Origin of the sequence: Streptomyces koelreuteriae (assembly GCF_018604545.1) — a bacterium.
GTDB lineage: Bacteria > Actinomycetota > Actinomycetes > Streptomycetales > Streptomycetaceae > Streptomyces > Streptomyces koelreuteriae.
The window spans coordinates 5,925,145-5,941,684 of the sequence record NZ_CP075896.1 but is presented as its reverse complement, the minus strand read 5'-3'; the positions used below and the strand labels follow the sequence as shown (position 1 = coordinate 5,941,684).

The following is a 16,540-nucleotide window of genomic DNA, read 5'->3' as shown; positions in this document are numbered from 1 at the left end:
GCTTCCCCGGGTCAGAACAGCAGGCCGTTGCCCGGAGTCGTCGCTCCGGCCAGCCAGATGATGGCCAGGAGGGTGTCGATGGCGCCCAGGATCAGGGCGACCACGGCCGTGGTCGGGCGGGAGCCCGACCACGTGCGGCCCATGGCGAGCCAGCCGCAGACGATCGCCGCGGGGCCGAGGATGATCCCCAGCACGAAGAATCCGGCGACCGCGCAGATGACTCCGATGATTGCGAGCGTCGCGCGATCCGGCCCGGTCCGTGACCCCGTCCGGCCACGTGAGCGGGGGTGCCTGCGCGTACCGTGTCCGAAGCTCGCCATCATCGACTCCCGTAAACCCTCGGTCGGTTGGGGTTGGTGCGGGTACGACATGGCGGGTACCACACGATGCGAGGCTCAATCCCGCTGCCTGCGCGCTGCCCCCCTCCGGCAGCGCGCCGCAGCGACCGTCCTCCATGCCCTGCGGAGGACTTGACCCACTGTGACCTGCGAGGCCCGCCGAAGGGGAGGGGTCAGCGGTCTGGTTCACCCTGATGAGCGAACGCCCCGTCAGGGAGCGTCAGATGTGCGCCGCTCCCGCGCCGGCCTCCGCGTTCTCACCGCGCTTGGTGAGGAACGCCACCAGCACCGCGACGACGGCGACCCCGGCGGCCACGAGGGACGCCGCGCTCATGCCGGAGATGAACGTGTCGTGCGCGACGCCCGTGATCTTCGCGGCGATCGCGTCCGGCGTCCCGGGCGCCAGCGGCGGGACACCGACCTGGACCGCCTCGGACGCCTGGTGCTCCTGCTCCGGCGTCAGCGGCGGAAGGCCCGCCTTCGCCCAGTTGCCCGCGAGGTCGCTGTTGACCTTGGAGGCCATCACCGCGCCCAGCACGGCCGTACCGAGGCTGCCGCCGATCTGCATGGCGGCCTGCTGAAGACCGCCCGCCACGCCCGAGAGCTCCATGGGCGCGTTGCCGACGATGACCTCCGTGGCACCGACCATGACCGGCGCGAGGCCGAAGCCCAGCAGCGCGAACCAGAGCGACATGACGCCGCTGCCGGTGTCCGTCTCCAGGGTCGACATCCCGTACATGGCGATCGCGGTGAACGCCATGCCGCCGGCGAGCGGGACACGGGGGCCGAACTTGGTGATCATCGCGCCGGCCAGCGGCGAGCCGACGATCATCATGCCGGTGAGCGGCAGCAGATGCAGACCCGCGTCGATCGGGCTCATGCCGTGCACGTTCTGGAGGTAGAACGTCACGAAGAACAGGCCGCCCATGAAGGCGATGGCCATCAGGATCATCAGCACGACACCCGCGGACAGCGCCACCGAACGGAACAGCGCGAGCGGGATCAGCGGCTCCTTCACCTTCGTCTCCCAGAAGGCGAAGAGCACGAAGCACAGCACGGAAGCGCCGAGGAACGACAGCGTCTTGACGTCGCCCCAGCCCCACTCGGACGGCGGGGCCTTGATGAGCGCCCACACCAGGCAGAACACGGCCGTCGACAGCAGGGCGATGCCCAGGAGGTCGAAGGAGCGCGGGGCGTTCTCGGCGCGGTGGTCGAGCAGGATCAGCACGCCGAGGACGACGGCGAGGATGCCGACCGGCACGTTGATGAAGAACACCGACTGCCAGTTGACGTGCTCGACGAGCACACCGCCGAGGATCGGGCCGCCGGCGGTGGACGCGCCGATGACCATGCCCCAGATGCCGATCGCCATGTTCAGCTTCTCGGCCGGGAAGGCGGCCCGCAGCAGGCCGAGCGCGGCCGGCATCAGCAGCGCGCCGAACAGGCCCTGAAGGACGCGGAAGACGACGACGAACGCGATGCTGTCGGACAGGCCGATCGCGCCCGAGGCGGCGGCGAAGCCGACGACGCCGATGAGGAAGGTCTGCCGGTGGCCGAAGCGGTCGCCGAGCTTGCCCGCGGTGATCAGGGAGACCGCGAGGGCGAGGAAGTATCCGTTGGTGATCCACTGGACCTCGGCGAAGGTCGCGCCGAGGTCCTTCTGTATGGCCGGGTTGGCTATGGCCACGATGGTGCCGTCGAGGGCCACCATCATGACCCCCACAGCGACGGTGATGAGGGTGAGCCAGGGGTGTCCCCGCAGCCCCTTGCCCGGCGTCGCGTCCGACGGCGCCACCGGTGCCTTGCCCCCCGACCCCGTCGTGTCGATGGTGGTCTGACTAGTCATGCGACGAGGCTAATGACAGCCACTGACAATTGACAAACCGATTCACAAGTCGGTAACTGACAGGACACCCTCGGATAGCCTGAACTGCGAAAACGGCCCGGAGGGGGGCCGGAGCAGACTCGGAGGAGAGAGAGCCGCTTGAACCTGCGTGAACGCAAGAAGCAGCGCACCCGGGACGCGCTGCTGCGCGCCGCCCTCGAACTGTTCGCCACGCGCGGGTACGACGAGACCACCGTCGACGACATCGCCGCCGCCGTCGACGTCTCGCAGCGCACCTTCTTCCGCTACTTCGCCGGCAAGGAGGAGACGGCGTTCTTCGTGCCGCGACTCGCGGAGGGACTCGTCGTCCAGGCCCTGCAGGTGCGCCCGCCGGACGAGGCCCCGCTGGAGGCGCTGCGCCGGGCCGTGCTGGAGAGCTGGGACACGATCAACGAGGCCGTCGAGGAGATCGTGCCGATCGACCTCCATCTGCGCGTCTACCGGGTGATCGAGTCGACGCCCGCGCTGTTCGCCGCCCATCTGCGGCGGTCGGCCGAGCTGGAGGAGCAGCTCGCGCGGATCATCGCCGAGCGCGAGGGGCTGGACGTGGACGCGGACCCGCGGCCGAGGATCATCGTGGCCCTGTTCGGCGGGGTGATTCGGGTCACCGAACGACTGTGGTCCGCGGGGGACGAACTCAGCCTCGCGGGAATGCGCCAACTCACCACGACATACCTGGATCAGGTGGGTCCGGCACTGGCCGGGAACTGGCGTACAGAACAGTCCCCTTAGCACACACACCGAAACGTGATCCCGGTCACTTGGTTAACGCGAGACCCTCTCGTTCTCCTAGTGTGTCCTTTCAGTGACTTCCTTCGACACCACCCCGCAATTGAACGTCTGGCGCGCGCTGCTCGCTCTGGCCGTCGTGTTCGTGATGCTGGCGACCACCGGCTGGACGGCCCTGCGCAACCAGCGGGGCGACACGCCGCTCCAGGCCTCGCTCTCCGCATGGGAGCACGGCCGGATCGGCGGTCACGGACTGCCGGACCCCGAGACCGAGCCGAAGAAGCTGGCCCGCTTCTTCGCCTCCCTCACCGCGCAGGACCGCGCGAGCCTGGTCCGCAAGTATCCGCTCGCGGTCGGCAACATGAACGGCGCCCCGGTCGAGCTGCGCTATCGCGCCAATCGCGTCGCGCTCGAACAGGCGCGCAAGGTCGAGCGGGAACGCATGCACGACACCCGTCTCACGGCGGTCGGGAAGCAAGAGGCCGGCCGGAGGATGCACCGCTTCGAGGACCTCATGGAGCCGGGGCGTCACATCCTCGCCTTCGACCCCGAGGGCTCGGGCCGGGTGGCGGAGGTCTTCGGCAATCTGCGCAGGGCGGACCGGGTCTCGGTCGTCGTGCCCGGCGTGGACACCGACCTGCTCACCTTCCAGCGCACCGAGCGCAAGTACTCGGCGCCCGTCGGCATGGCCGAGTCCCTGCACGCGGCCGAGCGGAAGGCTAGCCCCTCGACCCGTACGGCCGTGATCGCCTGGGCCGACTACACGGCCCCCAGCGGACTCGGCATCGACTCGGCCACGGCGATGCGCGCCGCGGAGGGTTCCGTACGGCTGAACGCGCTGGTGCGGGCGCTGCCCGGCGACAAGCCGGTCTCGCTGTTCTGCCACAGCTACGGCTCCGTGGTGTGCGGCGTCGCGGCGGGTTCGCTGCCCTCCAAGGTGTCCGACATCGCGGTGGCCGGCAGCCCCGGCATGAGCGTCGAGAAGGCCGCCCAACTGCACACAGGCGCCCGGGTGTGGGCCATGCGGGACGCCGACGACTGGATCCAGGACGTGCCGTACCTGAAGGTCGGCGGTCTCGGCCACGGGGCCGACCCGGTGTCCTCCGCGTTCGGTGCGCGGGTCCTGTCGGCGCAGGGCGCGAAGGGTCACGCCGGCTACTTCGAGCCGGGCACGGCAAGTCTGATGAATTTCGCAGAGATCGGCGTTGGCGCATACCGCTCGGTGCACTGCGCGCACGAAGACGGCGTCTGCCGGACCGGTTTGTCCGGCACGGCGGCGGCCTGACGCGCGTAGAGACGAAGAAATTGCGGTCTGCTCGGGAGGGGGACGGAGGGGCGCGTGCCGCATACGATGAGCCGCATGGGTGACGTACTGGCCGGATTTCATGCCGCCTGGGAGTTCGAGTCCGACTCCGTGCTCATCCGCTACGAACGGGGGATTCGAACACCGAAGCTCTTTCAGGCGCTCGGGGAACGCCGTGTCCCGCTGGACGCGATCGCCGGGGTGACGCTGACCCGCGGGAAGCGCGGCACAGTGGTGCTGCGCGTCGAGCCGCGACCCGGGGCGGACCCCTTGATGGAGGCGGCCGCCGGGCAGCTGAAGGAGAGCGGTGACCCCTACCGGCTGGTGATGCCCGCCGAGCGCGAGGTGCTCGCGGAGTACTACGCCGACGAACTGCGGGGCCTGCTGACGGAGTCCGGGCCGGCGGATCGGTTCCTCGTGGAGCCGCCCAAGGGGCCGTTGTCGTTCAAGGCGTACGACGGGAAGGCCTCGTTCGACGGGCGGACGGTCAACTTCCGGTGGTTCTGGACGGGGGCGTCGTCGGCGAAGTGGAAGGCCGGCGACCAGAACTTTCCCGTCGGGGAGCTGAACGGGGTGGAGTGGCGCTCGCCCGAGGTGTTCGAGGGGCATCTGCGGTTGCTGGGCCGGGACACGGGGTCTGCTGCGGCGCAGGCCGATCAGGATCCGGCGGCGGTGGTGTTCGGGCTGGGGTATGGGCCGGTGCATGAGTCACTGCCGTTCGCTGCGGCGGTGTTGGCGGCGGTGCGGACGTCTCAGCCGGTGGCTGCTGTGTCTGCGGCTGGGCCGCGCCGTGATCCTGCGGATATCGCTGAGCGGATTCGGCATCTTGGGGAGTTGCATCAGGCCGGGTTGGTGACTGATGAGGAGTTTTCGGTCAAAAAGGCCGAGTTGTTGGCGGAGCTTTAGCGTCTGCGGGCTGCTGCGCGCCGGCGGGTGCGGGTTGAGTGTGGCCGGTCGCGCAGTTCCCCGCGCCCCTTATGTCTGCTTCACTCCCGTCCGGCAGAAGTGAAAGCCATGTCCGCGTACCTGTTGCCTGCCACCTTGGCCGCTATCTGGTTCAGCTGGGTCAGTTCTTCGTCGGTGAGGACGATCCTCGTTGCCGCTGTGTTTTCCTCCACCCTGGACGGCTTGCGGGTGCCTGGGATCGGGATGACCGGGAGGTTGTGGACGGTCGACTGCTGGTGGGTCCAGGCCAGGGCGATCTGGCCTATCGATGCGTTGTGGGTGTCGGCGATCGTGCGGATGGGGTCCAGCAGGGCGCCGTTGGCCGTCGCGTTCTCACCCGTGAAGCGGGGCTGCTGGCGGCGGAAGTCGCCCGAGGACAGGTCATCGGCGCTGGCGAAGGAGCCGGTGAGGAAGCCGCGGCCCAGCGGTGAGTACGCGACGAGGGTCACACCGAGGTCGCGGGCCGCCGGGACGACGTTCGTCTCGATGTCACGGCTGAAGAGCGACCACTCCGACTGCACGGCGGCGATGGGGTGGACGGCGTGGGCGGCGTGGAGTTCGCCGGCCGTGACCTCGCTCAGGCCGAGGTGCTTGACCTTGCCCTCGCGGACCAGTTCGGCCATGGTGCCGACGCTCTCCTCGATCGGCACGTTCACATCGCGCCGGTGCATGTAGTAGAGGTCGATGGCGTCGACGTCCAGGCGCTTCAGGCTCGCCTCGACGGCCTCGCGGATGTAGGGCGGGTCGTTGCGGACGACGCGGCGCGTCGGGTCGTCCGGGGGGATCGACAGGGCGAACTTGGTCGCGATGACGATCTCGTCGCGGTGGGCCTTGAAGAAGGGCGACAGAAACCGCTCGTTCTCCCCGGCCCCGTACGCGTCGGCCGTGTCGTAGAGGGTGACGCCGAGTTCGAGGGCCCGCTCCAGGGTCGCCCGGGAAGCGTCGGCGTCCGAGGGGCCGTAGCCGAAGTTCATGCCCATGCAGCCGAGGCCCTGGACGCCCACCTCGGGGCCGTCGTCGCCGAGCTTCGCCGTCGTGATCCTGCCGTCCGTCATCGGGACCTCTCCGACGCCAGGGCACGCCCGGCGTCCGCGTAGAAACTGATCTTCCGGTCGAGCACGGCGAGCGTGCCGCGGAGTTCGTCGATCCTGGCCAGGACGTCCTCGCGGGTCGTCTTGAGCAGGCCGAAGCGCTCGCCGTAGGTGTGGTCGCCCTCGCGCACCAGTTCCGCGTACCTGACCATGTCGGCGACCGGCATGCCCGTCAGGCGGAGCTTGCCGACGAGGTCGAGCCAGTCGAGGTCGCGGTTGGTGTAGCGGCGCTGGCCGGTGTGGGACCGGTCGATGTGCGGCATCAGGCCGATGCGCTCGTACCAGCGCAGGGTGTGCGCGGTCAGGCCGGTGAAGGCGACGACCTCGCTGATCGTGTACCTGTCCTCGCCGTCCGGGCGGCGGTCCTGCTGCGGCGGGCCGGCGCAGGTGTCGGTCCTGGTCCCCGTGGTGGTATCCATCACCGTCATGGCCCCAACGCTAGAACCTTGGAGTGCACTCCAAGCAAGCGCCGACGGTAAGAAATCGGCAGGACGTTTCTTGATCCGTCTGGTTAGCGTACGGAGTCATGAGTTCAGTACGTCGTGCCCTGCCCGAGGACGCCGAGGAAGTCCTGCGGCTGCGCCAAATCATGATCGAGTCGCTGTTCGCAAGCGACACCTCCACCCGCTGGCACGGGGAGTCCCTGCCCACGCTGAAGGCCGAACTGGGCAAGCCGGAGGCGGACTTCGTGGCGTTCGTCGTGGACCATCCGGAGCGGCCCGGGGCGCTGGCGTCGCTGGTGGCCGGGACCATCGACTACCGCATCGGGAAGTCGGGCGACCCGCAGGGCAAGGTGGGTTTCGTGTTCAGCGTCGCCACCGACACGGACGCCCGGCGGCGCGGGTACGCGCGGGCGTGCATGCAGACCCTGCTGGAGTGGTTCCGTACGCGCGGCGCCCGGCGCGTCCAGCTCACCGCCTCCCCCGAGGCCGAGCCGCTCTACGTCTCCCTGGGCTTCCGGCCCAAGCCCGACCCCTTGCTGGAGCTGACGCTCTGAGCGCATAGGGTCGAACGCATGTCGCTCAAGAGCCTCGCGTTGATCGAGAACTGGCCGGTTCCCACCGCCGCGGCGGGTGTCGTCCGGGCGGACGGCACCGTCGTCGGCACCCACGGTCCGGCCGGGCAGCGGTTCCCGCTCGCCTCGGTGACCAAGCCGCTGGCCGCGTACGCGGTGCTCGTGGCGTACGAGGAGGGGGCCGTCGAGCTCGACGAGCCCGCCGGTCCCGCCGGGTCGACGGTGCGGCATCTGCTCGCGCACACCTCGGGTCTCGCCTTCGACGAGCACAAGGTCATGGCGCCGCCCGGGGAGCGGCGGCTGTACTCGAACGCCGGTTTCGAGCAGTTGGGCGACCATCTCGCGAAGGCGACCGACATTCCCTTCGGGGAGTATCTGCGGCAGGCCGTGCTGGAGCCGCTGGGGATGGCCTCGACGGTCCTGGAGGGCTCCCCGGCCAAGGACGGGGTGTCCACGGTCGAGGATCTGCTGCGGTTCGCGGCCGAGGTGCAGGCGCCGCGGCTGCTGGATCCCCGTACGGTCGCCGAGGCGATGACCGTGACCTACCCGGGCACGAAGGGCGTCCTGCCGGGGTACGGCCACCAGAACCCCAACGACTGGGGGCTGGGCTTCGAGATCCGCGACTCCAAGTCGCCGCACTGGACGGGGGCCTCGTCCTCGCCGCGCACGTTCGGGCATTTCGGGCAGTCCGGTACGTTCCTGTGGATCGACCCCGACGCGCGTGCCGCGTGCGTGGCGCTGACGGACCGGGCGTTCGGGCCGTGGGCGGTGGAGGCGTGGCCGGCGTTCACGGACGCCGTGCTCGCGGAGCTCTAGGGCCTAGGACATCTCCCAGATCAGCAACTCGGCGTCGGTCACGCCCTCGGCCTCCAGTGACTTGGCGTCGGTGATGCGGGCCGCGTCGCCCGCGGCCAGTTCCTCGCCGTCGAGGCGTACGTCACCCCGTACGACATGTACGTACGCGTGCGCCCCGTCCGGCACCGCCGTCCGCTCCCCCGCCGCGAGGCGCCGCACGTGCAGCATGGCTCCGGCCTCCGGGACGGCGTAGGGCGTCGAGTCGGCGATGCCGTGGACGACCTCGTAGGAGGGGTCGCCGCCGGGGCGGAGCGGGGCCAGCCACATCTGGACGAAGGTGAGGGGGCCGGGGCCGTCGTTGCGCTCCACGTGACGTACCCCACCCGCCGAGCTGAGCCGCTGCACGTCGCCGTGGCGCACCACCGACTCGTGGCCGGTGGAGTCCCGGTGCGTCAGCTCGCCCTCCACGACCCAGGTGACGATCTCGGTGTGGCTGTGCGGATGCTCGTCGAAGCCGGCCCCCGGCGCCAGCCGCTCCTCGTTGCAGGCGATCACCGCGCCGAAGCGGAGGTTGTCCGGGTCGTAGTGCGGCCCGAAGGAGAAGGCGTGCCAGGTCTCGATCCCCGCGGCGGGTTCCCCACCGGGGTAGCGCTCGTGAGCGCGCCGTACGTCCATCACGGAGACCACCGTAGACCCGCCGACGCACCTTCCCGTCCGGATAAGGCAGTCTTGTCCCGTGCCCGAACCCGAAACCAGTAAGAACGCAGCCGCCCCACACGACACCCACGCGCATGCCGCGACGCTGAAGCGGCTGGTGGAGTCGTCCGGATCGCTCGCCGCGCAGGCCATCGCGCGGATGGACGAGACGCTGCCCTGGTACCGGGCCATGCCACCGGAGAACCGTTCCTGGATCGGTCTGGTCGCGCAGGCGGGTATCGCCGCCTTCACCGAGTGGTTCCGGCAGCCGGACGCCCCGCAGGCCATCTCCACCGATGTGTTCGGAACCGCGCCGCGCGAGCTGACCCGGGCGATCACGCTGCGCCAGACCGTGGAGATGGTGCGCACCACCATCGAGGTCATGGAGAGCGCGATCGACGAGGTCGCGGCCCCCGGCGACGAGAGCGTGCTGCGCGAGGCACTGCTCGTCTACGCCCGGGAGATCGCCTTCGCGACCGCCCAGGTGTACGCGCAGGCCGCCGAGGCACGCGGTGCCTGGGACGCCCGGCTGGAGTCCCTGGTCGTGAACGCCGTGCTCAGCGGCGAGGCCGACGAGGGCGCCGTGTCCCGCGCCGCCGCCCTCGGCTGGAACTCACCCGAACACGTGTGCGTGGTGCTCGGCACCGCCCCCGACGGCGACTCCGAACTGACCGTGGAGGCCATCCGGCGGGCCGCCCGGCACGCCAAGCTCCAGGTGCTGACCGGTGTGCTCGGGGACCGCCTCGTCGTCATCGCGGGCGGCAGCGACAACCCGCTGGCCGTCGCCAAGTCGCTGATCGGCCCGTACGCGGCCGGCCCGGTCGTGGCGGGCCCGGTGGTGCCGGACCTGCTGGCCGCGACCCGGTCCGCGCAGGCCGCCGCGGCGGGGCTGAAGGCGGGTTCCGCCTGGCAGGACGCCCCGCGCCCGGTCCTGGCGGACGACCTGCTCCCGGAGCGCGCGATCGCCGGTGACCCCTCGGCCCGTGAGCAACTGGTGGAGGAGATCTACAGACCACTGGAGGAGGCCGGGGCCGCGCTCCTGGAGACCCTCAGTGTCTATCTCGAACAGGCGAGCAGTCTCGAGGGCGCCGCCCGGATGCTGTTCGTCCATCCCAACACCGTCCGCTACCGGCTTCGACGTGTGACTGACGTCACCGGTTGGTCACCCTCCGATGTACGCTCTGCCTTCACGCTGCGGATCGCTCTGATCCTGGGGCGTCTGGTCGATGGAGATCTCCAGCCCTAAGGTTTTGTCGGAGCCCGACAAAACCCCCTCGTGTTCTTCGTCCCTGTCCCCACGGGCGGCCGTGCCCGTCCCCAAGAGAGAGTGTGAGAGTGCTCGTACTCGTCGCTCCCGGCCAGGGCGCCCAGACGCCCGGCTTCCTGTCAGCATGGCTCGACTTCCCCGGTGTCCGCGGTGCCCTCGAGGCATGGTCCGACGCCGTGGGCCTCGACCTGATCCGTTACGGCACCGAGGCCGACGCGGAGGAGATCCGCGACACCGCGGTGGCGCAGCCGCTGCTGGTCGCGGCCGGACTGGCGTCCGCGTACACGCTGTTCGACGACCCGGCGGAGCTGCCGCGCAAGGTCGGCGCCATCGCCGGCCACAGCGTCGGTGAGTTCACCGCCGCCTCGCTCGCCGGTGTGCTCCCGCACGAGGAGGCCGTCCGCCTCGTCCGCACCCGTGGACTCGCCATGGCCGAGGCCGCCGCCGTCACGGAGACCGGCATGGCGGCCCTGCTGGGCGGCGACCCCGAAGTGACGGTTCCGCACCTGGAGAAGCTGGGCCTGACCCCGGCGAACATCAACGGCGCGGGCCAGATCGTCGCGGCCGGTACGAAGGAGCAGCTCGCCGCGCTGGAGGCGGACAAGCCCGAGGGCGTGCGCAAGGTCGTCGCGCTGAAGGTCGCCGGCGCCTTCCACACCCACCACATGGCTCCCGCGGTCGACACGCTGGCGAAGGCCGCCGAGGCCCTGACGCCCGGTGACCCGCAGGTGAGCTATGTCTCGAACAAGGACGGGCGGTCCGTCGCCGCCGGCACCGAGGTGCTGGACCGTCTGGTCGGTCAGGTCGCCAACCCGGTCCGCTGGGACCTGTGCATGGAGACCTTCAAGGAGCTCGGCGTCACGGCCCTGATCGAGGTGTGCCCGGGCGGTACCCTCACCGGTCTCGCCAAGCGTGCTCTGCCCGGTGTGAAGACGCTGGCCCTGAAGTCCCCCGCCGACCTCGACGCGGCTCGCGAGCTCATCGCAGAGCACGCCTGACCGCCGCCCCCAAGGAGCCGTCCGCATGGCGAAGATCAAGCCCAGCAAGGGCGCCCCGTACGCGCGCATCCTCGGCGTCGGCGGGTACCGCCCGACCCGGGTCGTGCCGAACGAGGTGATCCTCGAGACGATCGACTCGTCCGACGAGTGGATCCGCTCGCGCTCCGGCATCGAGACCCGGCACTGGGCGAACGACGAGGAGACCGTCGCCGCGATGTCGGTCGAGGCCTCCGGCAAGGCGATCGCCGACGCCGGGATCACCGCCGAGCAGATCGGCGGCGTGATCGTCTCGACCGTCTCGCACTTCAAGCAGACCCCGGCCGTCGCCACCGAGATCGCCGACAAGCTCGGCACCAACAAGGCCGCCGCCTTCGACATCTCGGCCGGCTGCGCGGGCTTCGGCTACGGCCTCACCCTCGCCAAGGGCATGATCGTCGAGGGCTCCGCCGAGTACGTCCTCGTCATCGGCGTGGAGCGCCTGAGCGACCTCACCGACCTGGAGGACCGCGCGACGGCCTTCCTGTTCGGCGACGGCGCCGGCGCGGTCGTCGTGGGCCCGGCCCAGGAGCCCGCCATCGGCCCCACGGTCTGGGGCTCCGAGGGCGACAAGTCCGAGACGATCAAGCAGACCGTGCCGTGGACGGACTACCGTTCCGGCGAGGTCGCCAAGTTCCCCGCCATCACGCAGGAGGGCCAGGCGGTGTTCCGCTGGGCCGTGTTCGAGATGGCGAAGGTCGCCAAGGAGGCGCTGGACGCCGCCGGCATCTCCGCGGACGACCTGGACGTCTTCATTCCGCACCAGGCCAACGAGCGGATCATCGACTCGATGGTGAAGACACTCAAGCTGCCGGAGTCCGTCACGGTCGCCCGTGACGTACGCACCACCGGCAACACCTCGGCCGCCTCGATCCCGCTCGCGATGGAGCGGCTCCTGGCGACCGGCGAGGCGAAGAGCGGCGACACCGCGCTCGTCATCGGCTTCGGGGCGGGTCTCGTCTACGCCGCGACTGTCGTTACCCTCCCCTAGGCACTCCGTGCCGGATCATGCGGTCCGGCACGGGAGGAAACACCTGCCACACCCTCTGGATATCTACGAAGGAGCGCCAACATGGCCGCCACTCAGGAAGAGATCGTCGCCGGTCTCGCCGAGATCGTGAACGAGATCGCCGGCATCCCGGTTGAGGACGTCCAGCTGGACAAGTCCTTCACCGACGACCTGGACGTCGACTCGCTGTCCATGGTCGAGGTCGTCGTCGCCGCCGAAGAGCGCTTCGACGTCAAGATCCCGGACGAGGACGTCAAGAACCTCAAGACCGTCGGCGACGCGACCGACTACATCCTCAAGCACCAGGGCTGATCGACCGACCAGCCCCTGGGCCGACTGCCCCGCCACCCGGCGGTGGCGCCGCTTAATCCTCGTATCCGTTGGAGAAAGAATTCCCGTGAGCCCGACCAATCGCACCGTGGTCGTCACCGGTATCGGCGCAACCACACCGCTGGGTGGCGACGCAGCCTCTACCTGGGAGGGCCTGATCGCCGGCAAGTCCGGCGTCAAGCCCCTGGAGCAGGAGTGGGCCGCCGAGCAGGCGGTCCGTATCGCGGCCCCGGTCGCCGTGGAGCCGACCGAGGTCATCCCCCGGCCGCAGGCCCGCCGTCTGGACCGCTCGGCGCAGTTCGCGCTGATCGCGGCCAAGGAGGCCTGGGCCGACGCCGGTTTCGAAGCGAGCGCCGACGAGGACCCGAACGTCGACCCCGACCGGCTCGGCGCGGTCATCGCCTCCGGCATCGGCGGCGTGACGACTCTGCTCGACCAGTACGACGTGCTGAAGGAGAAGGGCGTTCGCCGCGTCTCCCCGCACACCGTTCCCATGCTGATGCCCAACAGCCCCTCGGCCAACGTGGGGTTGGCCGTGGGCGCGCGGGCCGGCGTGCACACGCCGGTGTCCGCCTGCGCCTCGGGCGCCGAGGCCATCGGCTACGCCATCGAGATGATCCGCACGGGCCGCGCCGACGTCGTCGTCGCGGGTGGCACGGAGGCGGCGATCCATCCGCTGCCGATCGCCGCGTTCGGCAACATGATGGCGATGTCCAAGAACAACGACGACCCGCAGGGCGCGTCGCGTCCCTACGACGTGGCCCGTGACGGCTTCGTCCTCGGTGAGGGCGCCGGTGTCGTCGTCCTGGAGTCCGCCGAGCACGCCGCGAAGCGCGGGGCCCGGGTGTACGCCGAGGCGGTCGGCCAGGGCATCTCGGCCGACAGCCACGACATCGTGCAGCCGGAGCCGGAGGGGCGTGGCATCTCGCAGGCGCTGCAGCACCTGCTGGAGCGCAACGAGCTGGACCCGGCGGAGATCGTGCACGTCAACGCGCATGCCACGTCGACGCCGGCCGGTGACATCGCCGAGTTGAAGGCGCTGCGGAAGGTGTTCGGTGACGACGCCGACCACTTCGCGGTGTCCGCGACGAAGTCGATGACCGGGCATCTGCTCGGTGGCGCCGGTGGTGTCGAGACGGTGGCCACGGTGCTCGCGCTGTATCACCGGGTGGCTCCGCCGACCATCAATGTCGAGAACCTGGACCCGGAGGCGGAGGCGAATGCCGACATCGTCCGGGGTGAGGCTCGGAAGCTGCCGGTCGATGGGCGGATCGCCGCGTTGAACGACTCGTTCGGGTTCGGTGGGCACAATGTGGTGCTGGCGTTTCGGACGGTTTGATCGCTGAGTGTTGAATGGCCCGAACTCCCTGGTGGGGGTTCGGGCCATTCGCCGTTTTGTGTTCCGTTGTGGGGCGGGTGCGGCGTGGTGGGGGTTGTTCGCGCAGTTCCCCGCGCCCCTAACTACTCACACCACCTGGTGGAGCCAGCGGACCGGGGCGCCTTCTCCTGCGTAGCGGAAGGGTTCCAGTTCGTCGTCCCAGGGCTTGCCGAGGAGTTTGTTGAGTTCGGCTTCCAGGTCGGTCTCGCCGCGCTGGGAGCGTTGCAGGGCTGCTCTGAGGCGGTCCTCGGGGATGAGGATGTCGCCGTGGATGCCGGTGACGGCGTGGAAGATGCCCAGGTCGGGGGTGCAGCTGTAGCGCTCGCCCTCGGCGGTGGGGCAGGGTTCGGACGTCACCTCGAAGCGCAGCAGTTGCCAGCCCCGCAGGGCCGACGCGAGTTTCGACGCCGTGCCCGGCTGGCCCTGCCAGGAGAACTCCGAGCGCCAGGTGCCCGGCGCGGCGGGCTGGCGGATCCAGTCCAGGCTGACGCGTGTGCCGAGCACCCCGGCGATGGCCCACTCGACGTGCGGGCACAGCGCGCGCGGCGCGGAGTGCATGTACAGAACCCCACGTGTCGTCACCGGAACCTCCGGGCAGAGCGGACCATCTTTGAACGGGCGGAACGGCTGTGACCGGGCGGGTCACGTTGATGGCGAGGCTACCGTGCGGTGGCGCAAGGAGTGTGACGTACGGTCGGTCCAGGTGCCGGGAAACGCCCACCATTCACCCAGGGGGACGCTTGTACGGGTGTGAGCCGTTGCACCTGATCGGTCGGGAACCCTCGTGCGTTGTTAATGGGTGGGGAGACAGCCATGGCGCGGCGAGGGGATGGAACAGGCATGCGGAAGCGAAGCCACCGCTCACGGATCGTTGCCGCCGTGGCCGTGGCGACTGCCCTGGGAGTCACGGGATGTGACGCCGTGGGGGGCAATTCCCCCGCCCCGTCGGCCAGTGCCGAGCCGTCGCCCAAGCCCACTCCGCTGTGGGACAGCAGCCCCAGCTCTATCGCCGCCGTCGGTGACTCCATCACGCGCGGTTTCGACGCCTGTGATGTGCTGCAGGACTGCCCGGAGGCGTCCTGGGCGACCGGCGTCAGCCCCGAGGTGGACTCGCTCGCCGTCCGGCTGCTGGGGAAGGGCAAGGCCGCCGAGCGGAGCTGGAACCACGCGGTGACCGGGGCCCGGATGGCCGATCTGCCCGGGCAGATGACCCAGGCGGTGCGGCGGAAACCGCAGCTGGTGACGGTGATGGCCGGGGCGAACGACGCCTGCCGGTCCTCCGCGGCGGCGATGACCCCGATCTCCGCCTTCCGCAGCGACTTCGAGGACGCGCTGCGCACCCTGCGCGAAGCCCTGCCCAAGGCCCAGGTGTTCGTGGCGAGCGTGCCGAACCTGAAGCGGCTGTGGTCGCAGGGCCGCAACAGCCCGTTGGGCAAGCAGGTGTGGCAGCTCGGCATCTGCCCGTCGATGCTGGGCGACGCGGACGCCCTGGACTCGGCGGCGACCCTGCGGCGGGACACGGTGCAGAAGCGGGTGGAGGACTACAACAAGGTCCTGAGGGAGGTCTGCGCGGAGGACGAGCGGTGCCGGTACGACGGGGGCGCGGTGCACGACTACCGCTTCGGCACGGCTCAGTTGAGCCGCTGGGACTACTTCCACCCCAGCGTGAACGGACAGGCCCGGTTGGCGGAGATCGCGTACCGCACCGTCACAGCGAAGGGCCGCTGACTTAGAGTTCCGCACATGAACGAACTCTTCGGCACACTTTCCGACGGCACGCCGGTGCACCGCTGGACCCTGGAGCGGGCGGGCGTACGGGTGCGGGTGCTGTCGTACGGCGGGATCGTGCAGTCCGTCGAGGTGCCGGACCGGGCGGGCCGGGCCGGGAATGTGGTGCTGGGGTTCCCGGACCTCAAGGGCTATCTCGCCCACCCCGGGCCCTACCTGGGGGCTTTGGTCGGGCGGTACGCCAACCGGATCGCCGGCGGCCGTTTCCCGCTGGACGGGTGTACGTACGCTCTGGAACCGAACAACGCGCCGAACTCGCTGCACGGTGGGGTGTACGGCTTCGACCAGCGGGTGTGGGACGCGGCCCCGGTCGAGCACGGGGTGCGGCTCACCCGGGTCAGTCCGCACGGCGAGGAGGGGTTCCCCGGGCTGCTGGAGGTCTCGGCGACGTACACGCTGCTGGAGAGCGGCGCGCTGCGGATCGCCTACGAGGCGGTGACGGACGCGCCGACCGTGGTGAACCTGACGAACCACAGCTACTTCAACCTGGGCGGTTCCGGTGACGCGGGCGGCCATGAACTGCGGCTGGCCGCCTCCCGGTACACGCCGGTCGACGCGGATCTGATCCCGACCGGCGACCTGGAGGATGTGACCGGCACGCGCTTCGACTTCCGCGAGGCCCGCAAGGTCGGCTCCGGCTACGACCACAACTTCGTGCTCGACAAGGGCGTGGCGGACGTCCCGGTGGAGGTCGCCGAGCTGCACGACCCGGCGTCGGGGCGGGTGCTGACGGTGGCGACGACCGAGCCCGGACTCCAGCTGTACACCGCCGACCACCTGGGCGAGCCCTTCGCGCCCGGCGACGGCATCGCGCTGGAGACCCAGCACTTCCCCGACTCCCCGAACCGGCCGGACTTCCCGACGACGGTGCTGCGGCCGGGCGAGGTGTTCCGCTCGGAGACGGTGTACGGGTTCGGCACGCGCTGAATCAGGGGCT

At 70.1% G+C, this 16,540-nt stretch carries 18 protein-coding genes; 12 read left to right on the top strand and 6 right to left on the bottom strand.

Features of this window, described 5'->3' with window-relative positions:
• Positions 1-11 precede the first annotated feature (11 nt).
• Entirely contained in the window at positions 12-323 is a 312-nt protein-coding gene (locus KJK29_RS26755) for a small hydrophobic protein (protein WP_215121696.1), read from the bottom strand.
• A gap of 235 nt (positions 324-558) precedes the next feature.
• A complete protein-coding gene (locus KJK29_RS26750) occupies positions 559-2,184 on the bottom strand; it encodes an MFS transporter (RefSeq protein ID WP_215121695.1) in 1,626 nt (541 codons plus the stop codon).
• A gap of 138 nt (positions 2,185-2,322) precedes the next feature.
• Between KJK29_RS26750 and KJK29_RS26745 the strand changes: the two genes are divergently transcribed.
• The 3 genes from KJK29_RS26745 (at position 2,323) to KJK29_RS26735 (ending at position 5,161) form a co-directional block, all read left to right on the top strand.
• Positions 2,323-2,955 carry a TetR family transcriptional regulator gene (locus KJK29_RS26745; protein WP_215121694.1) on the top strand — a complete coding sequence of 211 codons (633 nt, stop codon included), beginning with the start codon at positions 2,323-2,325 and terminating at the stop codon, positions 2,953-2,955.
• A gap of 73 nt (positions 2,956-3,028) precedes the next feature.
• A complete protein-coding gene (locus KJK29_RS26740) occupies positions 3,029-4,237 on the top strand; it encodes an alpha/beta hydrolase (RefSeq protein WP_215121692.1) in 1,209 nt (402 codons plus the stop codon).
• Between the two features lie 66 nt (positions 4,238-4,303).
• Positions 4,304-5,161, top strand: a complete 858-nt coding sequence (locus tag KJK29_RS26735; RefSeq protein ID WP_215124473.1) for a DUF4429 domain-containing protein — start codon at positions 4,304-4,306, stop codon at positions 5,159-5,161.
• Between the two features lie 80 nt (positions 5,162-5,241).
• Here the strand turns inward: KJK29_RS26735 and KJK29_RS26730 are convergent, their stop codons facing one another.
• Together KJK29_RS26730 and KJK29_RS26725 are read right to left on the bottom strand one after the other, a co-directional pair.
• Positions 5,242-6,255, bottom strand: a complete 1,014-nt coding sequence (locus KJK29_RS26730; protein ID WP_215121691.1) for an aldo/keto reductase — start codon at positions 6,253-6,255, stop codon at positions 5,242-5,244.
• The gene (locus KJK29_RS26725; RefSeq protein ID WP_215121690.1) at positions 6,252-6,719 is read right to left on the bottom strand and encodes a MerR family transcriptional regulator; all 468 of its coding nucleotides are present in this window, start codon (positions 6,717-6,719) and stop codon (positions 6,252-6,254) included. The genes KJK29_RS26730 and KJK29_RS26725 overlap by 4 nt, the downstream gene beginning before the upstream one ends.
• Before the next feature lie 98 nt (positions 6,720-6,817).
• On the opposite strand from KJK29_RS26725, the gene KJK29_RS26720 reads away from it, so the two are divergent.
• Both KJK29_RS26720 and KJK29_RS26715 read left to right on the top strand, forming a co-directional pair.
• Positions 6,818-7,288 (top strand): GNAT family N-acetyltransferase, encoded by a 471-nt coding sequence (locus KJK29_RS26720; protein ID WP_215121689.1) that lies wholly within the window; start codon positions 6,818-6,820, stop codon positions 7,286-7,288.
• A gap of 18 nt (positions 7,289-7,306) precedes the next feature.
• Positions 7,307-8,122 carry a serine hydrolase domain-containing protein gene (locus tag KJK29_RS26715; protein ID WP_215121688.1) on the top strand — a complete coding sequence of 272 codons (816 nt, stop codon included), beginning with the start codon at positions 7,307-7,309 and terminating at the stop codon, positions 8,120-8,122.
• A 3-nt stretch (positions 8,123-8,125) separates the two neighbouring features.
• Here KJK29_RS26715 and KJK29_RS26710 read toward each other — a convergent pair whose 3' ends face one another.
• Positions 8,126-8,779: a pirin family protein gene (locus KJK29_RS26710; RefSeq protein ID WP_215121686.1), complete on the bottom strand. Its 654-nt coding sequence runs from the start codon at positions 8,777-8,779 to the stop codon at positions 8,126-8,128.
• A gap of 58 nt (positions 8,780-8,837) precedes the next feature.
• Here KJK29_RS26710 and fasR point away from each other — a divergent pair, with 58 nt between their 5' ends.
• The 5 genes from fasR (at position 8,838) to fabF (ending at position 13,776) form a co-directional block, all read left to right on the top strand.
• A complete protein-coding gene (gene fasR, locus KJK29_RS26705) occupies positions 8,838-10,043 on the top strand; it encodes a fatty acid biosynthesis transcriptional regulator FasR (RefSeq protein ID WP_215121685.1) in 1,206 nt (401 codons plus the stop codon).
• Positions 10,044-10,132: 89 nt separating this feature from the next.
• Complete coding sequence (locus tag KJK29_RS26700) at positions 10,133-11,062, top strand: ACP S-malonyltransferase (protein WP_215121684.1); 930 nt, start codon at positions 10,133-10,135, stop codon at positions 11,060-11,062.
• Between the two features lie 25 nt (positions 11,063-11,087).
• Complete coding sequence (locus tag KJK29_RS26695; protein ID WP_215121682.1) at positions 11,088-12,089, top strand: ketoacyl-ACP synthase III; 1,002 nt, start codon at positions 11,088-11,090, stop codon at positions 12,087-12,089.
• 81 nt (positions 12,090-12,170) lie between these two features.
• The gene (locus tag KJK29_RS26690) at positions 12,171-12,419 is read left to right on the top strand and encodes an acyl carrier protein (protein ID WP_003989952.1); all 249 of its coding nucleotides are present in this window, start codon (positions 12,171-12,173) and stop codon (positions 12,417-12,419) included.
• A gap of 85 nt (positions 12,420-12,504) precedes the next feature.
• The gene (gene fabF, locus KJK29_RS26685; RefSeq protein ID WP_215121681.1) at positions 12,505-13,776 is read left to right on the top strand and encodes a beta-ketoacyl-ACP synthase II; all 1,272 of its coding nucleotides are present in this window, start codon (positions 12,505-12,507) and stop codon (positions 13,774-13,776) included.
• A 126-nt stretch (positions 13,777-13,902) separates the two neighbouring features.
• Here the strand turns inward: fabF and KJK29_RS26680 are convergent, their stop codons facing one another.
• A complete protein-coding gene (locus KJK29_RS26680; RefSeq protein ID WP_215121680.1) occupies positions 13,903-14,397 on the bottom strand; it encodes a DUF3145 domain-containing protein in 495 nt (164 codons plus the stop codon).
• Between the two features lie 258 nt (positions 14,398-14,655).
• Here KJK29_RS26680 and KJK29_RS26675 point away from each other — a divergent pair, with 258 nt between their 5' ends.
• Both KJK29_RS26675 and KJK29_RS26670 read left to right on the top strand, forming a co-directional pair.
• Positions 14,656-15,543: an SGNH/GDSL hydrolase family protein gene (locus tag KJK29_RS26675; protein WP_215121678.1), complete on the top strand. Its 888-nt coding sequence runs from the start codon at positions 14,656-14,658 to the stop codon at positions 15,541-15,543.
• Positions 15,544-15,558: 15 nt separating this feature from the next.
• Positions 15,559-16,530, top strand: coding sequence for an aldose epimerase family protein (locus KJK29_RS26670; protein ID WP_215121676.1), 972 nt, complete (start codon positions 15,559-15,561; stop codon positions 16,528-16,530).
• Positions 16,531-16,540 lie beyond the last annotated feature (10 nt).